This window comes from Bacillus sp. FSL R5-0654 (assembly GCF_038008745.1).
GTDB lineage: Bacteria > Bacillota > Bacilli > Bacillales > Bacillaceae > Bacillus > Bacillus safensis.
On record NZ_JBBOZV010000001.1, the window covers coordinates 3510497 to 3527538 of the forward strand.

At 42.6% G+C, this 17042-nt stretch carries 18 protein-coding genes; 8 read left to right on the plus strand and 10 right to left on the minus strand.

What is annotated here, in order from left to right:
- Positions 1–197 precede the first annotated feature (197 nt).
- A complete protein-coding gene (locus NSS76_RS17955; protein WP_008345491.1) occupies positions 198–461 on the plus strand; it encodes a spore morphogenesis/germination protein YwcE in 264 nt (87 codons plus the stop codon).
- 157 nt (positions 462–618) lie between these two features.
- Positions 619–1769, plus strand: a protein-coding gene (locus NSS76_RS17960; protein ID WP_206534229.1) for an IS3 family transposase whose coding sequence is annotated in 2 segments (ribosomal slippage) — positions 619–892 and positions 892–1769 — 1152 coding nt in all. Because the reading frame shifts where the segments join, the coding sequence is not laid out codon by codon here.
- Between the two features lie 58 nt (positions 1770–1827).
- Here NSS76_RS17960 and qoxD read toward each other — a convergent pair.
- From qoxD to NSS76_RS18000, 8 genes are all read right to left on the minus strand, one after another.
- Positions 1828–2208 carry a cytochrome aa3 quinol oxidase subunit IV gene (qoxD, locus tag NSS76_RS17965; protein WP_012011667.1) on the minus strand — a complete coding sequence of 127 codons (381 nt, stop codon included), beginning with the start codon at positions 2206–2208 and terminating at the stop codon, positions 1828–1830.
- 1 nt (position 2209) lies between these two features.
- Positions 2210–2827: a cytochrome aa3 quinol oxidase subunit III gene (qoxC, locus tag NSS76_RS17970; protein ID WP_041115415.1), complete on the minus strand. Its 618-nt coding sequence runs from the start codon at positions 2825–2827 to the stop codon at positions 2210–2212.
- Positions 2827–4785 (minus strand): cytochrome aa3 quinol oxidase subunit I, encoded by a 1959-nt coding sequence (qoxB, locus tag NSS76_RS17975; protein WP_024423835.1) that lies wholly within the window; start codon positions 4783–4785, stop codon positions 2827–2829. The genes qoxC and qoxB overlap by 1 nt, the downstream gene beginning before the upstream one ends.
- A 27-nt stretch (positions 4786–4812) precedes the next feature.
- Complete coding sequence (qoxA, locus tag NSS76_RS17980) at positions 4813–5769, minus strand: cytochrome aa3 quinol oxidase subunit II (protein WP_341082734.1); 957 nt, start codon at positions 5767–5769, stop codon at positions 4813–4815.
- Between the two features lie 517 nt (positions 5770–6286).
- Positions 6287–7369, minus strand: a complete 1083-nt coding sequence (locus tag NSS76_RS17985) for a M24 family metallopeptidase (protein ID WP_341082568.1) — start codon at positions 7367–7369, stop codon at positions 6287–6289.
- Between the two features lie 12 nt (positions 7370–7381).
- Positions 7382–8893, minus strand: coding sequence for a UDP-glucose--hexose-1-phosphate uridylyltransferase (galT, locus tag NSS76_RS17990; RefSeq protein ID WP_206534233.1), 1512 nt, complete (start codon positions 8891–8893; stop codon positions 7382–7384).
- A gap of 35 nt (positions 8894–8928) precedes the next feature.
- Positions 8929–9921, minus strand: coding sequence for a UDP-glucose 4-epimerase GalE (galE, locus tag NSS76_RS17995; protein ID WP_341082571.1), 993 nt, complete (start codon positions 9919–9921; stop codon positions 8929–8931).
- On the minus strand, positions 9921–11102 hold the full coding sequence (locus NSS76_RS18000) for a galactokinase (RefSeq protein ID WP_445662187.1): 1182 nt from the start codon (positions 11100–11102) through the stop codon (positions 9921–9923). The genes galE and NSS76_RS18000 overlap by 1 nt, the downstream gene beginning before the upstream one ends.
- Before the next feature lie 181 nt (positions 11103–11283).
- On the opposite strand from NSS76_RS18000, the gene NSS76_RS18005 reads away from it, so the two are divergent.
- On the plus strand, positions 11284–12129 hold the full coding sequence (locus NSS76_RS18005) for an AraC family transcriptional regulator (protein ID WP_024423841.1): 846 nt from the start codon (positions 11284–11286) through the stop codon (positions 12127–12129).
- Between the two features lie 34 nt (positions 12130–12163).
- Here NSS76_RS18005 and NSS76_RS18010 read toward each other — a convergent pair whose 3' ends face one another.
- A complete protein-coding gene (locus NSS76_RS18010) occupies positions 12164–12421 on the minus strand; it encodes a hypothetical protein (protein ID WP_024423842.1) in 258 nt (85 codons plus the stop codon).
- A 27-nt stretch (positions 12422–12448) separates the two neighbouring features.
- Positions 12449–12832 carry a GtrA family protein gene (locus tag NSS76_RS18015; protein WP_012011676.1) on the minus strand — a complete coding sequence of 128 codons (384 nt, stop codon included), beginning with the start codon at positions 12830–12832 and terminating at the stop codon, positions 12449–12451.
- A 456-nt stretch (positions 12833–13288) separates the two neighbouring features.
- Here NSS76_RS18015 and NSS76_RS18020 point away from each other — a divergent pair, with 456 nt between their 5' ends.
- The 5 genes from NSS76_RS18020 to NSS76_RS18040 all read left to right on the plus strand — a co-directional run bounded on the left by NSS76_RS18020 (position 13289) and on the right by NSS76_RS18040 (position 17041).
- A complete protein-coding gene (locus tag NSS76_RS18020; protein WP_008345506.1) occupies positions 13289–13429 on the plus strand; it encodes an anti-repressor SinI family protein in 141 nt (46 codons plus the stop codon).
- 301 nt (positions 13430–13730) lie between these two features.
- Positions 13731–14420, plus strand: a complete 690-nt coding sequence (locus NSS76_RS18025) for a class I SAM-dependent methyltransferase (protein ID WP_341082574.1) — start codon at positions 13731–13733, stop codon at positions 14418–14420.
- A complete protein-coding gene (locus NSS76_RS18030; protein WP_212047983.1) occupies positions 14413–15081 on the plus strand; it encodes a glycosyltransferase family protein in 669 nt (222 codons plus the stop codon). Before NSS76_RS18025 ends, NSS76_RS18030 begins: the two co-directional genes overlap by 8 nt.
- 107 nt (positions 15082–15188) lie before the next feature.
- Positions 15189–15503, plus strand: a complete 315-nt coding sequence (locus NSS76_RS18035) for a DUF485 domain-containing protein (RefSeq protein WP_024423845.1) — start codon at positions 15189–15191, stop codon at positions 15501–15503.
- A complete protein-coding gene (locus NSS76_RS18040) occupies positions 15500–17041 on the plus strand; it encodes a solute symporter family protein (RefSeq protein ID WP_024423846.1) in 1542 nt (513 codons plus the stop codon). Before NSS76_RS18035 ends, NSS76_RS18040 begins: the two co-directional genes overlap by 4 nt.
- Position 17042: the final 1 nt, after the last annotated feature.

Here is a 17042-nt window from a genome sequence, read left to right on the forward strand (position 1 = left end):
TAAGCTGCACTGAGGAAAGAGGAATAAAACCATTTTGTATGGAATAAGGCCCATTTTCCAATTATTACGTTTACTTCAAAGTCAATTGTGGTATAATACTTGTAACAAAATGTTCACAATATATCCTAAAAACAGACACAATTGCATCCTGACCTCTCATTTGATTTGAATATCAACTTACAAAGGAGTTGGATACGATGGATATGTTCTTTGCGTACCTATGTATTGCAACGGCTACACCCCTGTTTTTATGGCTGGAAAACAGAAAAATTGCATTAGCATCTATTCCACCCATTATGATTATGTGGATTTTCTTCGGTCTTTACATGACAAGCAGTTTATCTCCAGCAGGACATACCTTCATGATCGCATTCTTTGCCATTAACGTGATTTTGGCTCACATTGCAGCGTTCCTCATCTACGGACTTCCATTCATTCGCAAAAGATTCAGCAGCCGATAGATATCGCCCAACTATTGGAAGCGTTATCACCATCATGATAAAAACCACTCACCTTCAAGAGAGGGACTGACCCCATAAGATGAGACAAATAAAAAACACCTTCAAGTTTGAAAACGGATCGTTGTAATCCGAAATAAAACATGGAGGTGTTTTTTCTATGGGGACAAGAGTGAGTTATCCGGTTGAAGTCAAGCAGAAGGCTGTAGACATGAGATTGGCAGGCGTATCTATGAAAGAGATCATGCAGGAATTGAATATCAAAAATAAAACGCAGGTTCAGACATGGGTGAGGTGGCATAAGGCTGGGGATACACACCGGTTCGAACAGCCTGTTGGAAAACAATATACCTATGGAAAGGGTCCCGAGTACTCTTCCGAATTAGAGAGACTGCAGGCAGAAAATCGCTATCTGAGTCAACAGAATGAAGTTTTAAAAAAGTACAACGAATTGGAAAGGAAGTTGATAAGGAAACGTCAATCAAACTAGTAGAAGAATTGTGCAAAATGATGACAGTACAGGACATTTGTGTCCATTTAAGCATCTCTCGCGCTTCGTACTATAGATGGAAAAAAGATCTGACTCAGAATCATTCTAAAAAACAACTAGAGAAGCAAATCGGCACGTTGTGCCGAGAGCACAAGTATCGATATGGATACCGAAAAATCACAGCCTTACTAAAAGTGAGAATGCGTATTAACCATAAAACTGTTCAACGTATCATGCAGAAAAACCAGTGGCAGTGCCGGGTTAAAATGAAAAAGCGTAAGAAGAATGGGCAGCCCTATGCCGTGGCCGGTAATATACTGGATCGGAACTTTCAGTCTGATCGTCCTCTTGAAAAACTAGTAACGGACATCACGTATTTGCCTTATGGACAGAAACAATTGTACCTTTCCAGTATATTGGATTTATATAATGGAGAAGTGATTGCGTTTACGATTGGTGATAAGCAGGACACAGACTTTATTTTAAACACACTTGATCAGCTCCCAGCACTGCCTGAAAACTGTGTGTTACATAGCGACCAAGGTTCTGTGTATACATCTTACGAGTATCAGAAAGCTGTTCATATAAAAGGCATTACCATGAGCATGTCCCGTAAAGGGACGCCCGCTGATAATGCCTCCATCGAATCGTTTCATTCCTCGCTAAAGTCTGAAACGTTCTATCTTAACAGCATTGATCGAACTACGACCACCATCGTAGAACGCACTGTCAAAGAATACATTTATTATTATAACAACATTCGTATTCAAACAAAACTAAACAACCAATCACCGATCAACTATCGGCAATTGGCTGTATAAAGGTGTTTTGATCCCTGTCTCAAAAACGGGGGTCAGTCCCAGATGAGTGGTTTTTTTATTATTTCTCTGAATGCTCAGACTGCTTTGGTGCAGACGGTGAATACCCGTCTTTACTGTTCTCTCCGTGGCTGTAGTGAGCCGCAAAGATCCAAACAGATCCGATGACGAAGATAATCGCACAGAACAGACCAAACAAAGTATTTCCGACTTGAACAGTTCCATTCTCGCTCTCTGTCATGTGCATAAACATGAACAGCTGCAAGAATGCTTGAATGAACGCAAAACCAAAGATAATCCATAGTTTTGCGGAACTGCCAATTTCAGCTCCAATCGCAATCCAGAATGCTAAGACTGTCAGCACAATGGATAGGATAAAGCCAACTACGTGTTTCCAAGGGAAGTGTTCGTGCTCTGCTGAGGAATGTGTTTTTCCAGCCATATCACAAAAGCCCCCCTAATCCGATCAAGTAAACAGCTGTGAAGATAAAAATCCATACAACATCAAGGAAATGCCAGTATAGACTTGAGATGAAAATCTTCGCTGCTGTTTGTGGAGTTAATCCACGCTTTTTAATTTGGAACAAGATCCCGGTAATCCAGAAGATACCGATCGATACGTGTAGTCCGTGAGTTCCTAAAAGTACAAAGAATGCAGACCAATACGCACTTGTATGGATGCTCGCACCTTCATGTACATAATGGAAGAACTCGAAAAGCTCAAATCCAACGAAGCCTGCACCTAGAAGCAGTGTGAGAATCGTCCAAATGACAACCCCTTTTGTACTTCCACGGCGCATTTCATGAACGGCAATCCCGCATGTAAATGAACTAACCAATAGCAGGAATGTCATGATCAATACAAGCTTCATATCAAACAGCTCAGCTGGTAAAACGCCGCCAGCTGTTCTGCCATGTAGAACAAAGTAGGTCGCAAAAAGTGTTGAGAATAACACGATTTCCGCGCCAAGGAATATCCAGAAACCAAGGATGTTTAAACGTCCGGTTTCAGAGCGATATTCAAGCGGTGCATTTGCATAGCTGCTATCATTATGTCCCATTACTTCTGCGCCTCCTTATTCTTTTTCTCTGTTTCGATTACTTCTTCAACAGGAATATAGTAGCCATCGTCATATTCGAATGAACGTAAAATCATCGTTGCGAATACACCGATTAAGCCAATAACGCCAATCCAGTACCATTCAAATACAAGACCGAATGCACCAAGTCCAAAGAATGCAGACATGATCAGCGGTCTGCCTGAATTGTGCGGCATGTGAATTTTCTTAAATTCTTTTTCAGGATGAACGTCCACATTGTTTTGCTTCCAATGATGGAATGCATCTGGTGTTGTCACTTCTGGAAGTGCTGCAAAGTTATAATGCGGCGGAATTGCAGAAGATGTCGCCCAGTCAAGTGTACGTCCTTCTCCCCAGCTGTCTCCAGACACTTCACGTTTTGAGTGTCTCCAGCTGTAGTAAATGTTGTAGCAAAGGATGATGAATCCGATACCCATCATAAATGCACCAATTGTTGAAATAAAGTTTAGTGCAGTCCAGCCATCTTCTGGTCCATACGTATAAATACGTCTTGGCATTCCTTGCAGTCCTAGGAAGTACTGCGGGAAGAAACAGATGTTAAATCCGATCATGAATACCCAGAAGAACCATTTGCCGATTCTTTCGTTTAACTTGTAACCAAACATTTTTGGATACCAGAAAACAAGACCAGCAAAACAAGCAAATACAGTACCTGCGATTAATACATAGTGGAAGTGGGATACAAGGAAGTACGTGTTATGGTACTGGTAATCCGCAGCTGCCATCGCAAGCATAACCCCAGTTACACCACCGATTACGAAGTTCGGGATGAAACCAAGTGCCCAAAGCATTGGTGATGTAAAGCTGATACGGCCTCGATACATCGTAAAGAGCCAGTTAAAGATTTTTACACCTGTTGGTACAGAAATCGCCATTGTTGTAATCGAGAAGAATGAGTTAACCGCTGCACTGTTCCCCATTGTAAAGAAGTGGTGAACCCACACAAGGAAACTAAGAACAGAGATTGCCACAATCGAGACAACCATCGCTTTGTAACCAAACAACTGCTTTCTTGAGAACGTCGCAAAAATTTCTGAGAAAATACCGAAAGCCGGCAGGATAACAATATATACCTCAGGATGTCCCCAAATCCAGAATAGGTTCGCCCAAAGCATCGGCATACCGCCTGCTTCGAGTGTAAAGAATGCAGAACCGAATAAACGATCAAATGTCATAAGTGCTAAAGCAACTGTTAGTACAGGGAATGCAAACACGATGATGACAGACGTAATCAATGTTGTCCATGTAAACATTGGCATACGCATAAGTGTCATACCTTTTGTACGCATTTTTAAGATGGTCACCATGAAGTTAATACCTGTCATAAGTGTACCAATACCTGCAATTTGGAGCCCGAGCAAGTAGTAGTTCTGTCCAGGTCCTGGTGAGAAATCATTTCCGGCGAGCGGCATGTAACTCGTCCAGCCTGCACTTGGTGATCCTCCAATAACGAAGGAAATGTTGAACAGCATTGCTCCGACCATGAATGTCCAGAAGCTAAGGTTGTTCAAATAAGGGAATGCAACGTCACGTGCACCAATTTGAAGAGGAACAACGACGTTGATTAAACCAATTAAAAATGGCATCGCCATGAACAAAATCATGATCGTACCATGCGTTGTAAAGATTTCATTATAGTGGTTTGAATCTAAAAACGTATTATTAGGAAGCGCCAGCTGCGCGCGCATCATCAGTCCGTCTACCCCACCGCGGAAGAACATAATCACAGCAGCAAGGATATACATGATTCCAAGCTTTTTATGATCAACTGATGTCAGCCATTCTTTCCAAAGCCATTTCCACTTTTTAAAGTAGGTTAAAACAAACACAATGGCAATGGAAGTGAGAGCGATAGAAATTTGCGCACCAAGAATTAATGGGTCTCCAGTTACAAAAAACTCATCCCATTTTAAATGCATAACGGCCTCCTCCTTTCCTTAGTCAGTTTATTCTTTTTCTAGTTTACTTTTATAGTTCTTCACATTCTCGAAAGGATCTGTCTTGGAATGCGGAGAAACTGATTGATAACCTAAACGTTTGCGTGCTTGGAGTGCATATTCAGAATCCTCTCCATGCTTCGCAAAGGATAAATGTGTTGACGAGAACGTCTGCACATCTGCAGCATCAGGAAGCATCAAGTAGTCATACGTTTTCTTCGTTAACTTTGGTGCTTCTTTCTTCGTTTTGTTTACCCATTTATCATAGTCAGACTGCGTCATCGCATTGACTTTGAATTTTTGCTGAGCAAAGCCCGGGCCTGTGAAGTTGGCGTTTCTTCCTTGGTATGTGCCTACTTCATCAGCTTGAAGATATTGTTCCATTTCCATTCCAGCCATCGCATACTTCTCCCCGCCTAGCTGAGGAATCCATAGTGATGCCATTGTATCAGCGGAAGTGATTTTGAATAAAACCGGCTGATCTTTTGGAATGTTTAAGTAGTTCACTGTCTCAATATTTTCCTCTGGATAACTAAAGATCCATTTCCAATCAACAGCTGTCGCATAAACGACGAGTGGATCTTTATGGCTTGTTGCTTGAGGTGCCTCTTCCAAAGAGTAAATTGTTTTTACAGTTGGAACTGAAAGGGCAGCAACGATTAATATTGGGATCACTGTCCAGACAACTTCTAGAAGCGTGTTCCCGTGTATTTCTGGGTTATAAGAGGCGTTTCCAACGTCCTTACGCTCACGGTATTTAACCAAAATGATGGTAAACATTACAAATACCGCACCAACGATAAAGAGCATGAATCCAATAGATAAAAGGATTAAGTCTTTTTGTTGTGCTGCGACTGGTCCTTTAGGATCTAAAACAGCGATATTGCTGCAACCTCCTAATACAAAAACACTCACGAGCATCGCTAATAAAAGCATAGGTTTAATGGCTCTGAACAAGAAGATCACCATCCTTCCTTAAATAATGTATAAATTGCTGAATAATTGTGAAAAGCCATCTGCCTTCGAAAACTTTTCTTCCCTTTGTAATGCTATCAAAATCTGTTAGAGTTAGCTTCCCTTTTTTCAAAAGTTCATTTATTTTTCAACAGATTTCTCTCAAAATGTCATAAATTCGACATAAATTTATATTATTGCACAAACAATAAATTTCTAGGATTTTGAAAAGTTGAGAGTTGAAGGCAAAGGACAAACAATCAAGAACTTTGTCAAATTTAGGTTTACCACAATAAAAAAGTTTGGTCAAATTTCAATTTAACTTAATGAAATTTTATCTAGGTAAACAATTTCAAAATAGGTATCCCCACATTTAACAAAAACCTTACTTATTTTAACGCAAGTTGACAAGAAAAGAAAGTATCGATCCGCTGACTATGCGGTGTAAGAATTGGCAATCATGATGAATATGTGGAATCCCGCTAAATGACTTCCAGCAAAAAACCGGCTCAGCGCCGGCATTCTGCAGTTATTCTTCTCTCACTAAAATATCAGGGCGTCTATAGATGTCCCCTTCATGCTCAACGTCAATGTATGTCCACTTGCCTGTATAGGTTAAAAAGCGGTTACCCTCTTTCTCTACGACCATCGTATCCTCTGACTTCAATCCAGGCAATGAAGGATTCCAAGTAAACACTTGTTGCAGCTGAATTTCTCCCTTCGATGAGGGAACTGCAATGATTTCTCTAGATACAAAGCCCGTTTTTCCCCCTTGATGAAGCTTTTTCCAGCTATCAGGGAAGCCTTCTTTTTCATACTGAGCAATACCTGCTTTCAATACATCTCCCAATGTCTTACCAGGGCGCGTGGCGGCATTCATGACCGTGTCAATTCGTGCAAGCCGCTCTTTGTTCTCTTCAAGCTCCTTTGGAAGCTGACCGAAGTAAACAGACCTTGTGACATTCGCCACGAGTCCATGCCGTTCAGCGCAAAGAACAACAAGCGCATGCTTTTGAAGTTTTTTATCTGTCGGAATTGGATGACGGTATTGATGAATTCGGTCATCTGTTGCCACAAGCAGTACTTCTATCGTCATTCCCTGCGCGATCGCTTTTTGAGCCGCAAGCGAAGCGATTTCGTGCTCCGTCTGTCCTGGAACGATTTCTTTACAGACACTCTCTACAATGACTGCTGTTTCATGACAAAGCGTTTCATATTGGCGGAGCTGTGATGCGGAAAGAATGGATCGGACTTGCGACAAATCCGGCTCGATCCATTCGAATCCATCCATTTGAATGTCTGACCCGATCCGTTTGTCTTTTGTGAGTGTTTGAATGTGTGCCTTATCATCCTCAAACCAATCCATCGTTACCACTTGAAATGGGTGATCGATATAGGCCATCTCTTCTTCAATGATCCGCTTTTCTTCCATTTGATTTACAATGAGGACGATGTCGTCTTTTAACACAAGCAGCTTGCACACGCCCTCTGGTGTATTTAACACGATGTGATTTCTTCTTCCTCCTGTCAGCCAGGAGAAGTTATTACGCTTTTGAATCAAGACACCGTCGAGCTGTTTTTCTTCCATTAATGTTCTTACTTGTTCAATCATCTAATCACCTGCCTATATGAGTGTATGAATGAAACGTTTAAAAGCTGTTTTCCCTTGCTCGGTTCTTTTAAACACACCCGCCTGTGAGAGAATACGAGAAAAAATCATACCGACTTCTTTTTGTAAAATGGCTTCTGTATTGTCCTCTGTAAAGGTGTTCTCTTCAAGCAGACGCTTTGCCCATGTTTCGTGTTTCGTGATAGCAGGGCGGGCTTTGATTTCTTCAAGGGGGTTTTTGGATAAGAGCGCTTCTTTTAATTGGCTTAATTCCTCTGCTAATCTACCAGGAAGAACGGCAAGACCCATCACTTCAATTAATCCGATATTCTCTTTTTTAATATGATGGACTTCTTCGTGCGGGTGGAAAATTCCATCCGGGTGCCGCTTGTTTGTACGATTATTGCGCAGCACTAGATCTAATTCATAGTCATCGCCATGGCGGCGTGCAATGGGTGTAATGGTATTATGCGGCGTCTCTCCAGTATGAGCTAACAGCTCCACTTCTTGATCTGAATACATTTTCCACTTGGTTAAGATAAAGTCTGCGGCGTCTGCAAGCGTCTGCCGGTCGCTGCTTCGAAGCCGGATGACAGACATCGGCCATTTCACAATCCCGGCCCTCACATTCGGAAAGGCATTCAGAGAAAAGACATCTTCCACCTCCGCTTTCGCCATCGGAAATTCATGCGCACCGCCCTGAAAATGGTCATGACTTAATATACTGCCCCCGACAATCGGAAGGTCGGCGTTCGATCCGATGAAATAGTGCGGGTATATATATATGAAAGAAAGCAATCGTTCAAAGGTCTTTTTGGTGATGCTCATCGGCTCATGTTCGCCTTTGAACACAATGCAGTGCTCGTTGTAATACACATAAGGTGAAAATTGTAGAAACCAAGATTCATCTGTGAGTTTCACAGGAATAATCCGGTGATTCTGTCTCGCTGGATGGTTGATCCGCCCCCCAAACCCAACGTTTTCTTTACAAAGGAGACAAAGAGGATATTGCTTTTGACTAAGCTTTTTGGCTTCAGCGATTGCTTTTGGGTCCTTTTCCGGCTTTGATAGATTAATTGTGATCTCCAGCACGCCATCATCTGTTGGTGTAAACCACTGCACATTTTTGGCGATTCTGCCTGTATGAATATAGTGTGCGTGCTGCTGCATTTCATAGAACCAGCTTGTAGCCGCCTCTGGCCCTTCATGCTGGCGTTTCTCTTCAAACTTTGCGTAGATGACACTTGGAGGCGCCACCAAGCATCCCATGATTTTCGCATCTAGTAAATCGCGATACGTATCCGTCCCCTCAGGGATAAGGCCAGTCTCAACTGCCCAATCCAGCATCGGCATTAAAATGTCTTCAAGCTCCGCCTCCCATGAGACTGTTCTTGGCTCAGCTTCATCCAGCCCAAGCACCTCTAGCAGCCGATTTCTCGTATAATCGATATCTAGTCGTGTGATCAGCTCATGATTGATCCCGTATTGAATCAGCTGTTCCAGTTTTTCAAAAATATCAACCGCCATTCTCTCTGTCCCCTCTCTTGCCTGCCTGTTATGCGTTATTTACTCTGGTAGCCGTCTGGATGCTTCTGAAACCAATCCCACGCACTTTGAATGATGGTGTGAAGGTCAGCATATTGAGGTGTCCACCCTAATTCTTGCAGCGCTTTTTCAGAAGAAGCAATCAGCTTTGCTGGATCTCCCGCGCGTCTGTCAGCCACCTGTGCTGGGATCGCATGCCCCGTGACGTTTCTAACAGCATCTACTACCTGCTTCACGGAGAAACCAGTGCCATTCCCTAAGTTATATGTTGCACTTTCTTTTCCAGCGCGCAGACGATCAACAGCTAAGATGTGCGCGTCTACTAAATCCATGACATGAATGTAATCCCTAATACACGTGCCATCCTCTGTCTCATAATCATCACCGTAAATCATGATCTGATCTCGTTTTCCTAAAGCCACTTGCAGAATAATCGGAATGAGATGTGTCTCAGGCTGATGATCCTCTCCGGCAAGTCCTTCTGTATGAGCGCCAGCTACATTAAAGTAGCGAAGCACAACGTATTTCATTCCATATGCCTGCTCAGACCACTTCAGCATTTTTTCAATGGCTAGTTTCGTTTCTCCATAAGGATTGGTTGGATTCGTCTCATCCGTTTCAACGATCGGCACTCGCTTTGGTTCACCATATGTGGCAGCGGTTGAAGAGAAAACGATGTGTTTCACATCAAATTCATTCATCACCTGAAGTAAGGCTGTCGCTCCTCCAACGTTGTTGTCATAGTACTTTAGCGGGTCTGTTACACTCTCGCCGACAAGTGAATCTGCGGCAAAGTGCATCACCGCTTCTATTTGATGTGTTTTGAAAACCTGTCTTAAAAAATCTTGATCTCGTAAATCTCCCTTTTCTAAAACAGCTCCCTTCAAAACAGCTTCTTTGTGGCCTGTCTGCAAATTATCCACTACCACCACTTGTTCACCTTTCGCTAAAAGAGCCGCTACTGCATGGCTGCCAATGTACCCTGCTCCCCCGCACACTAAAATTGTCATTACACTTCCTCCTTCGTGAGTTCTCTTGCGCCGCCTCCAATTCCAGCTGTGTAAAAAGAGGCTTGAATGCCTGTCTTCTCTTGATAAATCGCACCCGTTTCTTTTATAAATGATGCCAGCTGCTTTTCTTTCACAATACTGATCGTGCAGCCGCCAAAACCCGCGCCCGTCATACGAGAGCCAATCGTTCCAGGATGGAGCCAAGCGGCTTCTGCAAGTGTATCTAGTTCAAATCCAGTCACTTCATAATCATTCTTTAAAGAAAGATGAGAAGACTTCATAAGCGCACCTATTTCATCCATTTTATCATCTTTCAGAAATTTGACTGCTTTTATGGTCCGCTCGTTTTCTGTCACTACGTGTCTTGCACGTTTGCGGCATGTTTCATCCTGAATCAAATGGGCATGTTCGGCAAATTCATCTGCCGTGAGCTCACATAAGTGGGCAAGATCAATTTCTTTTCGTAAATCGTTTAAAGCTGATTGACACTCTGCCCGGCGTTCATTGTATTTGGAGTCTGCCAGTGTCCGCTTTTTGTTTGTATTGGCAATGACAAGCGCCAGACCCTCTTGCCGAAACGGACTGTATTGAAAATCAAGGGTATCGCAATTGAGCAAAATGGCGTGATCTTCTTTTCCAAGAGCGATTGAAAACTGATCCATGATGCCGCAATTGACGCCAATAAATTCATTTTCTGCACGCTGCGAAAGGAGGGCAAGACGGGCATTTGAAACGCCGAATGAATGCCATTCATTGATGAAGACGGCGGTGACAAGCTCAATCGAGGCAGAGGAAGACAGGCCTGCACCATTGGGAATATTGCCGCCGTATACAATGTCAAAGCCTTCTTCTATCTTCATCCCTGCTTCGATAAACTGATGGAACACACCCTTCGGATAATTCGCCCAGCCATCCGATTCTAAGTAAGCGATTTCAAAAAGGTCGAATTCTTTCACACCATCGCCATCAAAGTTCAAGGAATACATTCTCACGCGGCCATCTGTCCGCTTTGCACATGCTGCATATGTACCGAGAGTGAGCGCACAAGGGAATACATGACCTCCATTGTAATCTGTATGTTCACCAATCAAGTTCACTCTTCCCGGGGCAAAAAAATAGCGAAGTTCTTCTTCTCTATCCCCAAATTGTTGGTGAAATGCCGTGCGTAACATATCGATCATATCCATTCCCCTTTTCTCTTCTGATACTCTTATTTTAGTTGCCTGAACTGCGTAAGTTCAATGGTAAAAAAATCGTTAAAAAATACCCTTTTTTTGCTGTGAATGGTACGATGTGATATGAGGTGTACCATGATTCAAAATAGAAAAAGGTTGTTTTTTGCTGTGAGGGAGGTTTTCCAATTTGAAGAAGGAAGCATTTGCATTTCGTTTTCACCATTCTGATGTTACATTGCCGGCACAAATATGGTCTGTTGGCTGGGAGGTTCAATCATCTTCGTTATACAGCTGGAATGGCGTGGAGCGGAAGGATCAGGGCAAGTGCATCTTTCAGCTCACACTGTCTGGACATGGCATGATTGAAATCGGACAGAAGCGGTTTAAAGTCTTGCCGGGGCAGGCCTTTCTTGTGAAAAGCCCTAGTGCCTATCAATATTATTTTCCAGAGGACAGTGAGCATTGGGAATTTCTCTATTTGACGCTTTATGGGGAAGCCTGTGATCTTTGCTTTGACCAATTTATAGATCAAGGAAAGCAGGTCATGCGTTTTCATCCTCATTCCAAACCGATCCGCCTGCTGAAGAAAATTTATGATGAAGCCAGTGAAAGACGGATTACCAATCCATTTGAGGGGTCTAGCCTTGCTTATCAATTTGTCATGGAACTGTATTCATATTTGCCAAAGCTTGAGGGACAAATGGAGAAATGGCCTGAGCCCATCGTCCAAGCGGCCTTGTTTGCCAGCCATCATTTTCACGAGGAAATTGGCCCAGACGATATGGCAGCTGCGGCACGTTTATCCAAAAGTCATTTTACGAGAGAATTCAAAAAGGCCACTGGCTTCACACCTATTCACTACTTAACCAATATCCGGTTAGAAAAGGCGGAAACATTACTAAAAACAACGAAATACTCGATTGAAGAAATCGCCATACAGTGCGGCTACCGAAATGCGAATTACTTGAATAAAGTCTTTCGAAAGAAAATCGGCATGTCTCCAAAGCAACTGCGGGAAACAAGCGATGCATAATAAAAAGCAGCCGCTGCATCATAGGCTGCTTCTTTTACGCTTTTGACAGGTCAACATGAATTCTCCCTTGTCTTAAAACAATGGTCATTTGCGTATCAGGGGTCATTAAATTTTCTAAAATGTCCGTTGCCGTTTGAAGCGCAATGTCCATTCGGTTGATCTTTTCCTTTTCTTGTTCCGAAAACGCTTCTGGATGTGCGGTCATTTCTTTGACTAGCCTCAGCACTTGTTCATGCTGCTTTTCTGTTTGTTGATATATGGCATCATATAAGTCGTCTGGCCTGCTGCTCATTTCACATCACCTATCTTTTTTTATGTGTTAAATCGCATCTTCTTTTGTTTTTTTGAAGACGAACCACTTACTGGCGACATAATTGACCACCACAATCACAAAGTTGACGAGAATTTTTGCGACGGTTTCATTGAGCGCCATTTGGCTCACAAATAAAATCATCAGCCCCAGATCTACACCTAGAGACATGAGACGGACACTAAAAAATGAAGAAAGCTCACGCATGAGGCTTTTTGTGTCACGAGCCTTTTGCTTGAAGACATACTTCTTATTGGTGATATAAGCAAAGAGAACAGCAAATACCCATGAAACAACCGTAGCTGTTTTGTAATCCATGGAAAACATCTCAACGAATAAATAGAAGCTGACGATATTGACAATGGTTGTACACACACCCATCACAAGATACATGACAACTTCTTGATACTTTTGAAAAAGGCTATACATGTCTTTCTTCATTCCTTCTTGGTGGTTTCTGTTTCTTTTAGAATACCATCTTGAGAAGAACTTCCCAAACGAACAATATGTATGTCCTGTAAAGATGAAATTTGTTCTACTCGATGGCAAATGTCAACGCAATTGGTTTATATGAGTCAAATGTTTTAGGTCTTTATCATTATTTTAATTTATAATCTTTCAACTGACTTTACAATTGTTTATTATTAGAAGTAAGATTTCAATATTTATGGGTTTTTTAGTCATTTTTTTAGGGACGTGGTAGGTGATAGATTTTACAAAATAGGTTAAATGTCATCATTTTTCGACAAAAATTTATTTTGCGCTGTTTTCAACCACACGTACAGTTACTAGACGGTTTGTTCAAGTCATTGGTTGCAGTGAATATGTCTTATTGAACTGGAGGATATTATGGATACGCAAGTGAAAAGAAGAGTTGACGAAGAGTGGGTTTATTTGATTCAGGAAGCGAAAAAAATTGGACTAGGCATCGAAGAAATACAAGCTTTTTTAACATCCAACGGTGATCAGAAGATGATAAACAAACCGTAAATCAACGCCGTTATCCTTTGTCTTTCAGACTGCTTTGGCTATAAGTTCTGACCTGTCAATTGACCTTTTGAAAATCCTTTCATGACGATACGCTACAATAATTGAACACCTCTCCATACCAATCCCTTCACTCAATGGGGTTCTGTCTTTCTATATTAGGAGGACAGTCCATTTCCTGTTCTTTATATGATCCCTTTTTAACCGCCATTCATGAAAATTGTCCTTCTCACGTTATAAAACCAAGCTGCTCACCCATATATTAAGCATGAAAACAACGAGAAAGCAGAAAGGTGGGTAGAGCGTGAGTTCAGATTCCCTTTCGTATTATCACCAAAAAAAGGATCAGTATTATCATGGGGTAAACCCGGTCATCGTCAGCCGTATCCGCGCGGAATGGACGTCTTTATTGGATATCGGATGCGGCACAGGCAAGCTTGGAAAAGTCCTGAAACAAAAGGGCCGGACCATTTATGGTATTGAGTCATTTGAAGATGCAGCAAAAGAGGCTAAGCAAGAGCTGGATCATGTTCTCTGCGGTAATATTGAACAGATGGCTCTCCCTTATCAACATGAACAATTTGACTGCATTATTTTCGGAGACGTCCTCGAGCATTTATTGGACCCTTGGGCCGTTTTAAAAAAGGTGAAGCCCTTCCTTAAAAAAGAGGGTGCCATCCTGTCATCTATTCCAAATATCGGCCACATTTCAACGGTTTTAGAATTACTAGCCGGCAGATTTACTTATACAGATGCAGGGTTAATGGATCAAACACATTTACGTTTCTTCACCCTTCACGAAATACATGCACTCTTTCATTCAGCGGGTTTTCGCATTCGTGAATTCGAGGCCATTCGCGTAAAGCATCCTTCCTATGCAAGCGTGTTGAATGATCTACATGAATTACTCATGAAACACGGCATTCGTTCTGATTTTCACGAGTCTGCTACAGCCTATCAATATGTGGTCGAGGCGGTTCCATTTCATGAGTAATCCGACGATTCTGTTTGTATTATGTGTGAATGATGAATCGATGTTTCAAGCTTGCTTCCGGCAGCTCGCTTCACTTCCGGCTCCCCATGGATACCATGTGGAGGTCTTACCAATTAGACATGCATCAAGTATGACCTCTGCATACAATGAAGCCATCACTCATCCAGCTCAGTTTAAAATTTATCTCCATCAGGATACCTTGATTGTCAAACAGCATATGCTGCTTGAGCTCATCCCGCTTTTTTTACAACATCCATCACTTGGCATGGTTGGCGTGATTGGAGCAGAAAGCATGCCTGACAATGGAATTTGGTGGGAGAGTTCTGATTGCAGGGGAAAAGTCATTGAATATCGTCACGACACCTATCAGCTGCTTTCGTTTGAAAGAGACCGTCAGCATCCCAAAGCGCAAGATTATATCAAAGCTGCGGCCATTGATGGTCTATTCATGGCAACACAATACGATGTGAGGTGGCGTGAGGACCTCTTTGACGGCTTTCATTTTTATGATGTCTCGCAGTCCTTTGAATTCACTCAGAAGGGCTATGAAGTTGGGATTGCAAGACAAGAAGAGCCTTGGTGTATTCATAAATGCGGAGATCATTTTGACGCAGAAGCATATGAAAAAGCGAGACAAACATTTCTTGCAAATTATCGATAGAAAGCACCCTTTTCGGGTGCCTTTTTTATGATATACTGTCATAAACAGCCAGATCGTCTCATATGCATTGGAGTACCTTGTCCCTAATTCGTACAAAGGAGGAAACAATGGCAGACAAAAAAGTTCATTATAAGAAGGTTGCCGCTTCAGAGGATTTTCGAAAACTTCTTGAGGAAAAACGCAGATTTATCGTACCGATGACGATTTTCTTTTTTCTCTTTTACTTTTCACTTCCGGTTGCTACATCCTACTTCACCTTTTTGAACACGCCGGCAATTGGCGCGATCTCATGGGCTTGGTTATTCGCCCTCACACAATTTGTCATGACCTGGGTTTTATGTGGACTTTATGCGAAAAAAGCAGCTAAGTTCGACAATTATGTAAGCGCTTTAAAAACTGAATCAAGAGGTGATGACGAATGAGCATGACCGCTTTTATTTTGTTCGTAGCGATCGTAGGGCTCACATTGGTCATCACATATTTTGCTGCGAAAAAAACAAGCAATGCGAGTGATTTTTACACAGCAGGCGGGGGTCTGACTGGGTTTCAAAACGGCCTTGCCATTGCTGGAGACTATATGTCTGCTGCATCATTTTTAGGGATTGCTGGAATGATCGCGTTAAACGGATTTGACGGCTTTTTCTATAGCATTGGTTTTCTAGTAGCGTATCTTGTCGTTCTTTACGTTGTGGCTGAACCGCTTCGAAATCTGGGGAAATATACGATGGCCGATATGATCGCTGCACGTTTTAAGCGCCCTGCCATCCGAGGGGTTGCCGCCTTTAATACCATTACAGTTTCCACTTTTTATATGATTGCACAGCTCGTTGGAGCAGGTGCATTAATCAAGCTGCTTCTTGGCATTGATTACTGGATCGCGGTGCTGATCGTGGGTGTCCTGATGACCATTTATGTCGTGTTTGGCGGCATGATTGCGACCAGCTGGGTACAGATCACAAAGGCTGTGCTTCTCATGCTTGGGACGCTCATTATTTCTCTGCTTGTGTTTGCAAAGTTTGATTTTAGTCTGCTGAAGATGTTTGAACAGATGAAAACTGCAACCCCGCTTGGTGAATCGTTTCTTCACCCGGGAAATAAATATGATGTGCCTTTAGAAACCTTGTCTCTTAACCTCGCCTTAGTGCTTGGGACAGCAGGTTTGCCACATATTTTGATCCGTTTTTATACAGTAAAGGATGCGATTTCTGCGCGAAAATCGGTTCTTTCTGCTACTTGGATCATCGGGATCTTTTATTTAATGACGGTTTTCCTTGGCTTTGGCGCTGCTGCCTTTGTTGGAACAGAAGCGATCACGGCAGCAGATGCAGCAGGCAATATGGCCGCACCTCTTCTGGCACAAGCCCTTGGAGGAGATTTATTATTTGCCTTTGTTTCCGCTATCGCCTTTGCGACCATATTGGCAGTGGTGACTGGGCTTGTTTTATCCGCCGCATCTGCTTTTGCCCATGACTTTTATAGTCAGATTATCCGCAAAGGAAAAGCGAGTGAGCGGGAGCAAGTGAAGGCGGCGCGCTTTGCTTCAATCGGCGTGGCGATCCTCTCTATCATTCTTGCATTATTTGCCCAGTCCTTAAACGTCGCTTTTCTTGTGTCTCTTGCCTTCGCAGTGGCGGCAAGTGCGAACTTACCTTTGATTATCTTCACTGTTTTTTGGAAACGATTTAACTCTACGGGTGCCATCGCAGGAAGCTTAACAGGCCTTCTGAGCGCACTGATCATTGTCTCGCTAAGCCCAAGCGTCTGGGACCCGTCAGGAGCAGCCATCTTCACAGGAGAGCCGCTCATCCCGCTGTCGAACCCTGGGATTATCTCGATTCCACTCGGATTCCTTGCCGCCTACTTAGGCACGATATTCTCTTCTGAAAAAGCAGATGAAGACACCTTTACAGAAATTCAAGTAAAGGCACATACAGGCATGCATATGGATACTGATTCATAAG

Bases quoted from the DNA above. Each gene is read 5' to 3' on its own strand.
- NSS76_RS18015 (WP_012011676.1), bottom strand. From the start codon at position 12,832: ATGTATCTTGTGATGGGTGTGTGTACAACCATTGTCAATATCGTCAGC.
- NSS76_RS18000 (WP_445662187.1), bottom strand. From the start codon at position 11,102: ATGATCGATATGTTACGCACGGCATTTCACCAACAATTTGGGGATAGA.
- NSS76_RS17985 (WP_341082568.1), bottom strand. From the start codon at position 7,369: ATGATTGAACAAGTAAGAACATTAATGGAAGAAAAACAGCTCGACGGT.
- qoxC (WP_041115415.1), bottom strand. From the start codon at position 2,827: ATGGGACATAATGATAGCAGCTATGCAAATGCACCGCTTGAATATCGC.
- NSS76_RS18040 (WP_024423846.1), top strand. From the start codon at position 15,500: ATGAGCATGACCGCTTTTATTTTGTTCGTAGCGATCGTAGGGCTCACA.
- NSS76_RS18020 (WP_008345506.1), top strand. From the start codon at position 13,289: ATGGATACGCAAGTGAAAAGAAGAGTTGACGAAGAGTGGGTTTATTTG.
- qoxB (WP_024423835.1), bottom strand. From the start codon at position 4,785: ATGCATTTAAAATGGGATGAGTTTTTTGTAACTGGAGACCCATTAATT.
- galT (WP_206534233.1), bottom strand. From the start codon at position 8,893: ATGGCGGTTGATATTTTTGAAAAACTGGAACAGCTGATTCAATACGGG.
- NSS76_RS18035 (WP_024423845.1), top strand. From the start codon at position 15,189: ATGGCAGACAAAAAAGTTCATTATAAGAAGGTTGCCGCTTCAGAGGAT.
- NSS76_RS18030 (WP_212047983.1), top strand. From the start codon at position 14,413: ATGAGTAATCCGACGATTCTGTTTGTATTATGTGTGAATGATGAATCG.
- NSS76_RS17955 (WP_008345491.1), top strand. From the start codon at position 198: ATGGATATGTTCTTTGCGTACCTATGTATTGCAACGGCTACACCCCTG.
- qoxD (WP_012011667.1), bottom strand. From the start codon at position 2,208: ATGGCTGGAAAAACACATTCCTCAGCAGAGCACGAACACTTCCCTTGG.
- NSS76_RS18010 (WP_024423842.1), bottom strand. From the start codon at position 12,421: ATGAGCAGCAGGCCAGACGACTTATATGATGCCATATATCAACAAACA.
- galE (WP_341082571.1), bottom strand. From the start codon at position 9,921: ATGACAATTTTAGTGTGCGGGGGAGCAGGGTACATTGGCAGCCATGCA.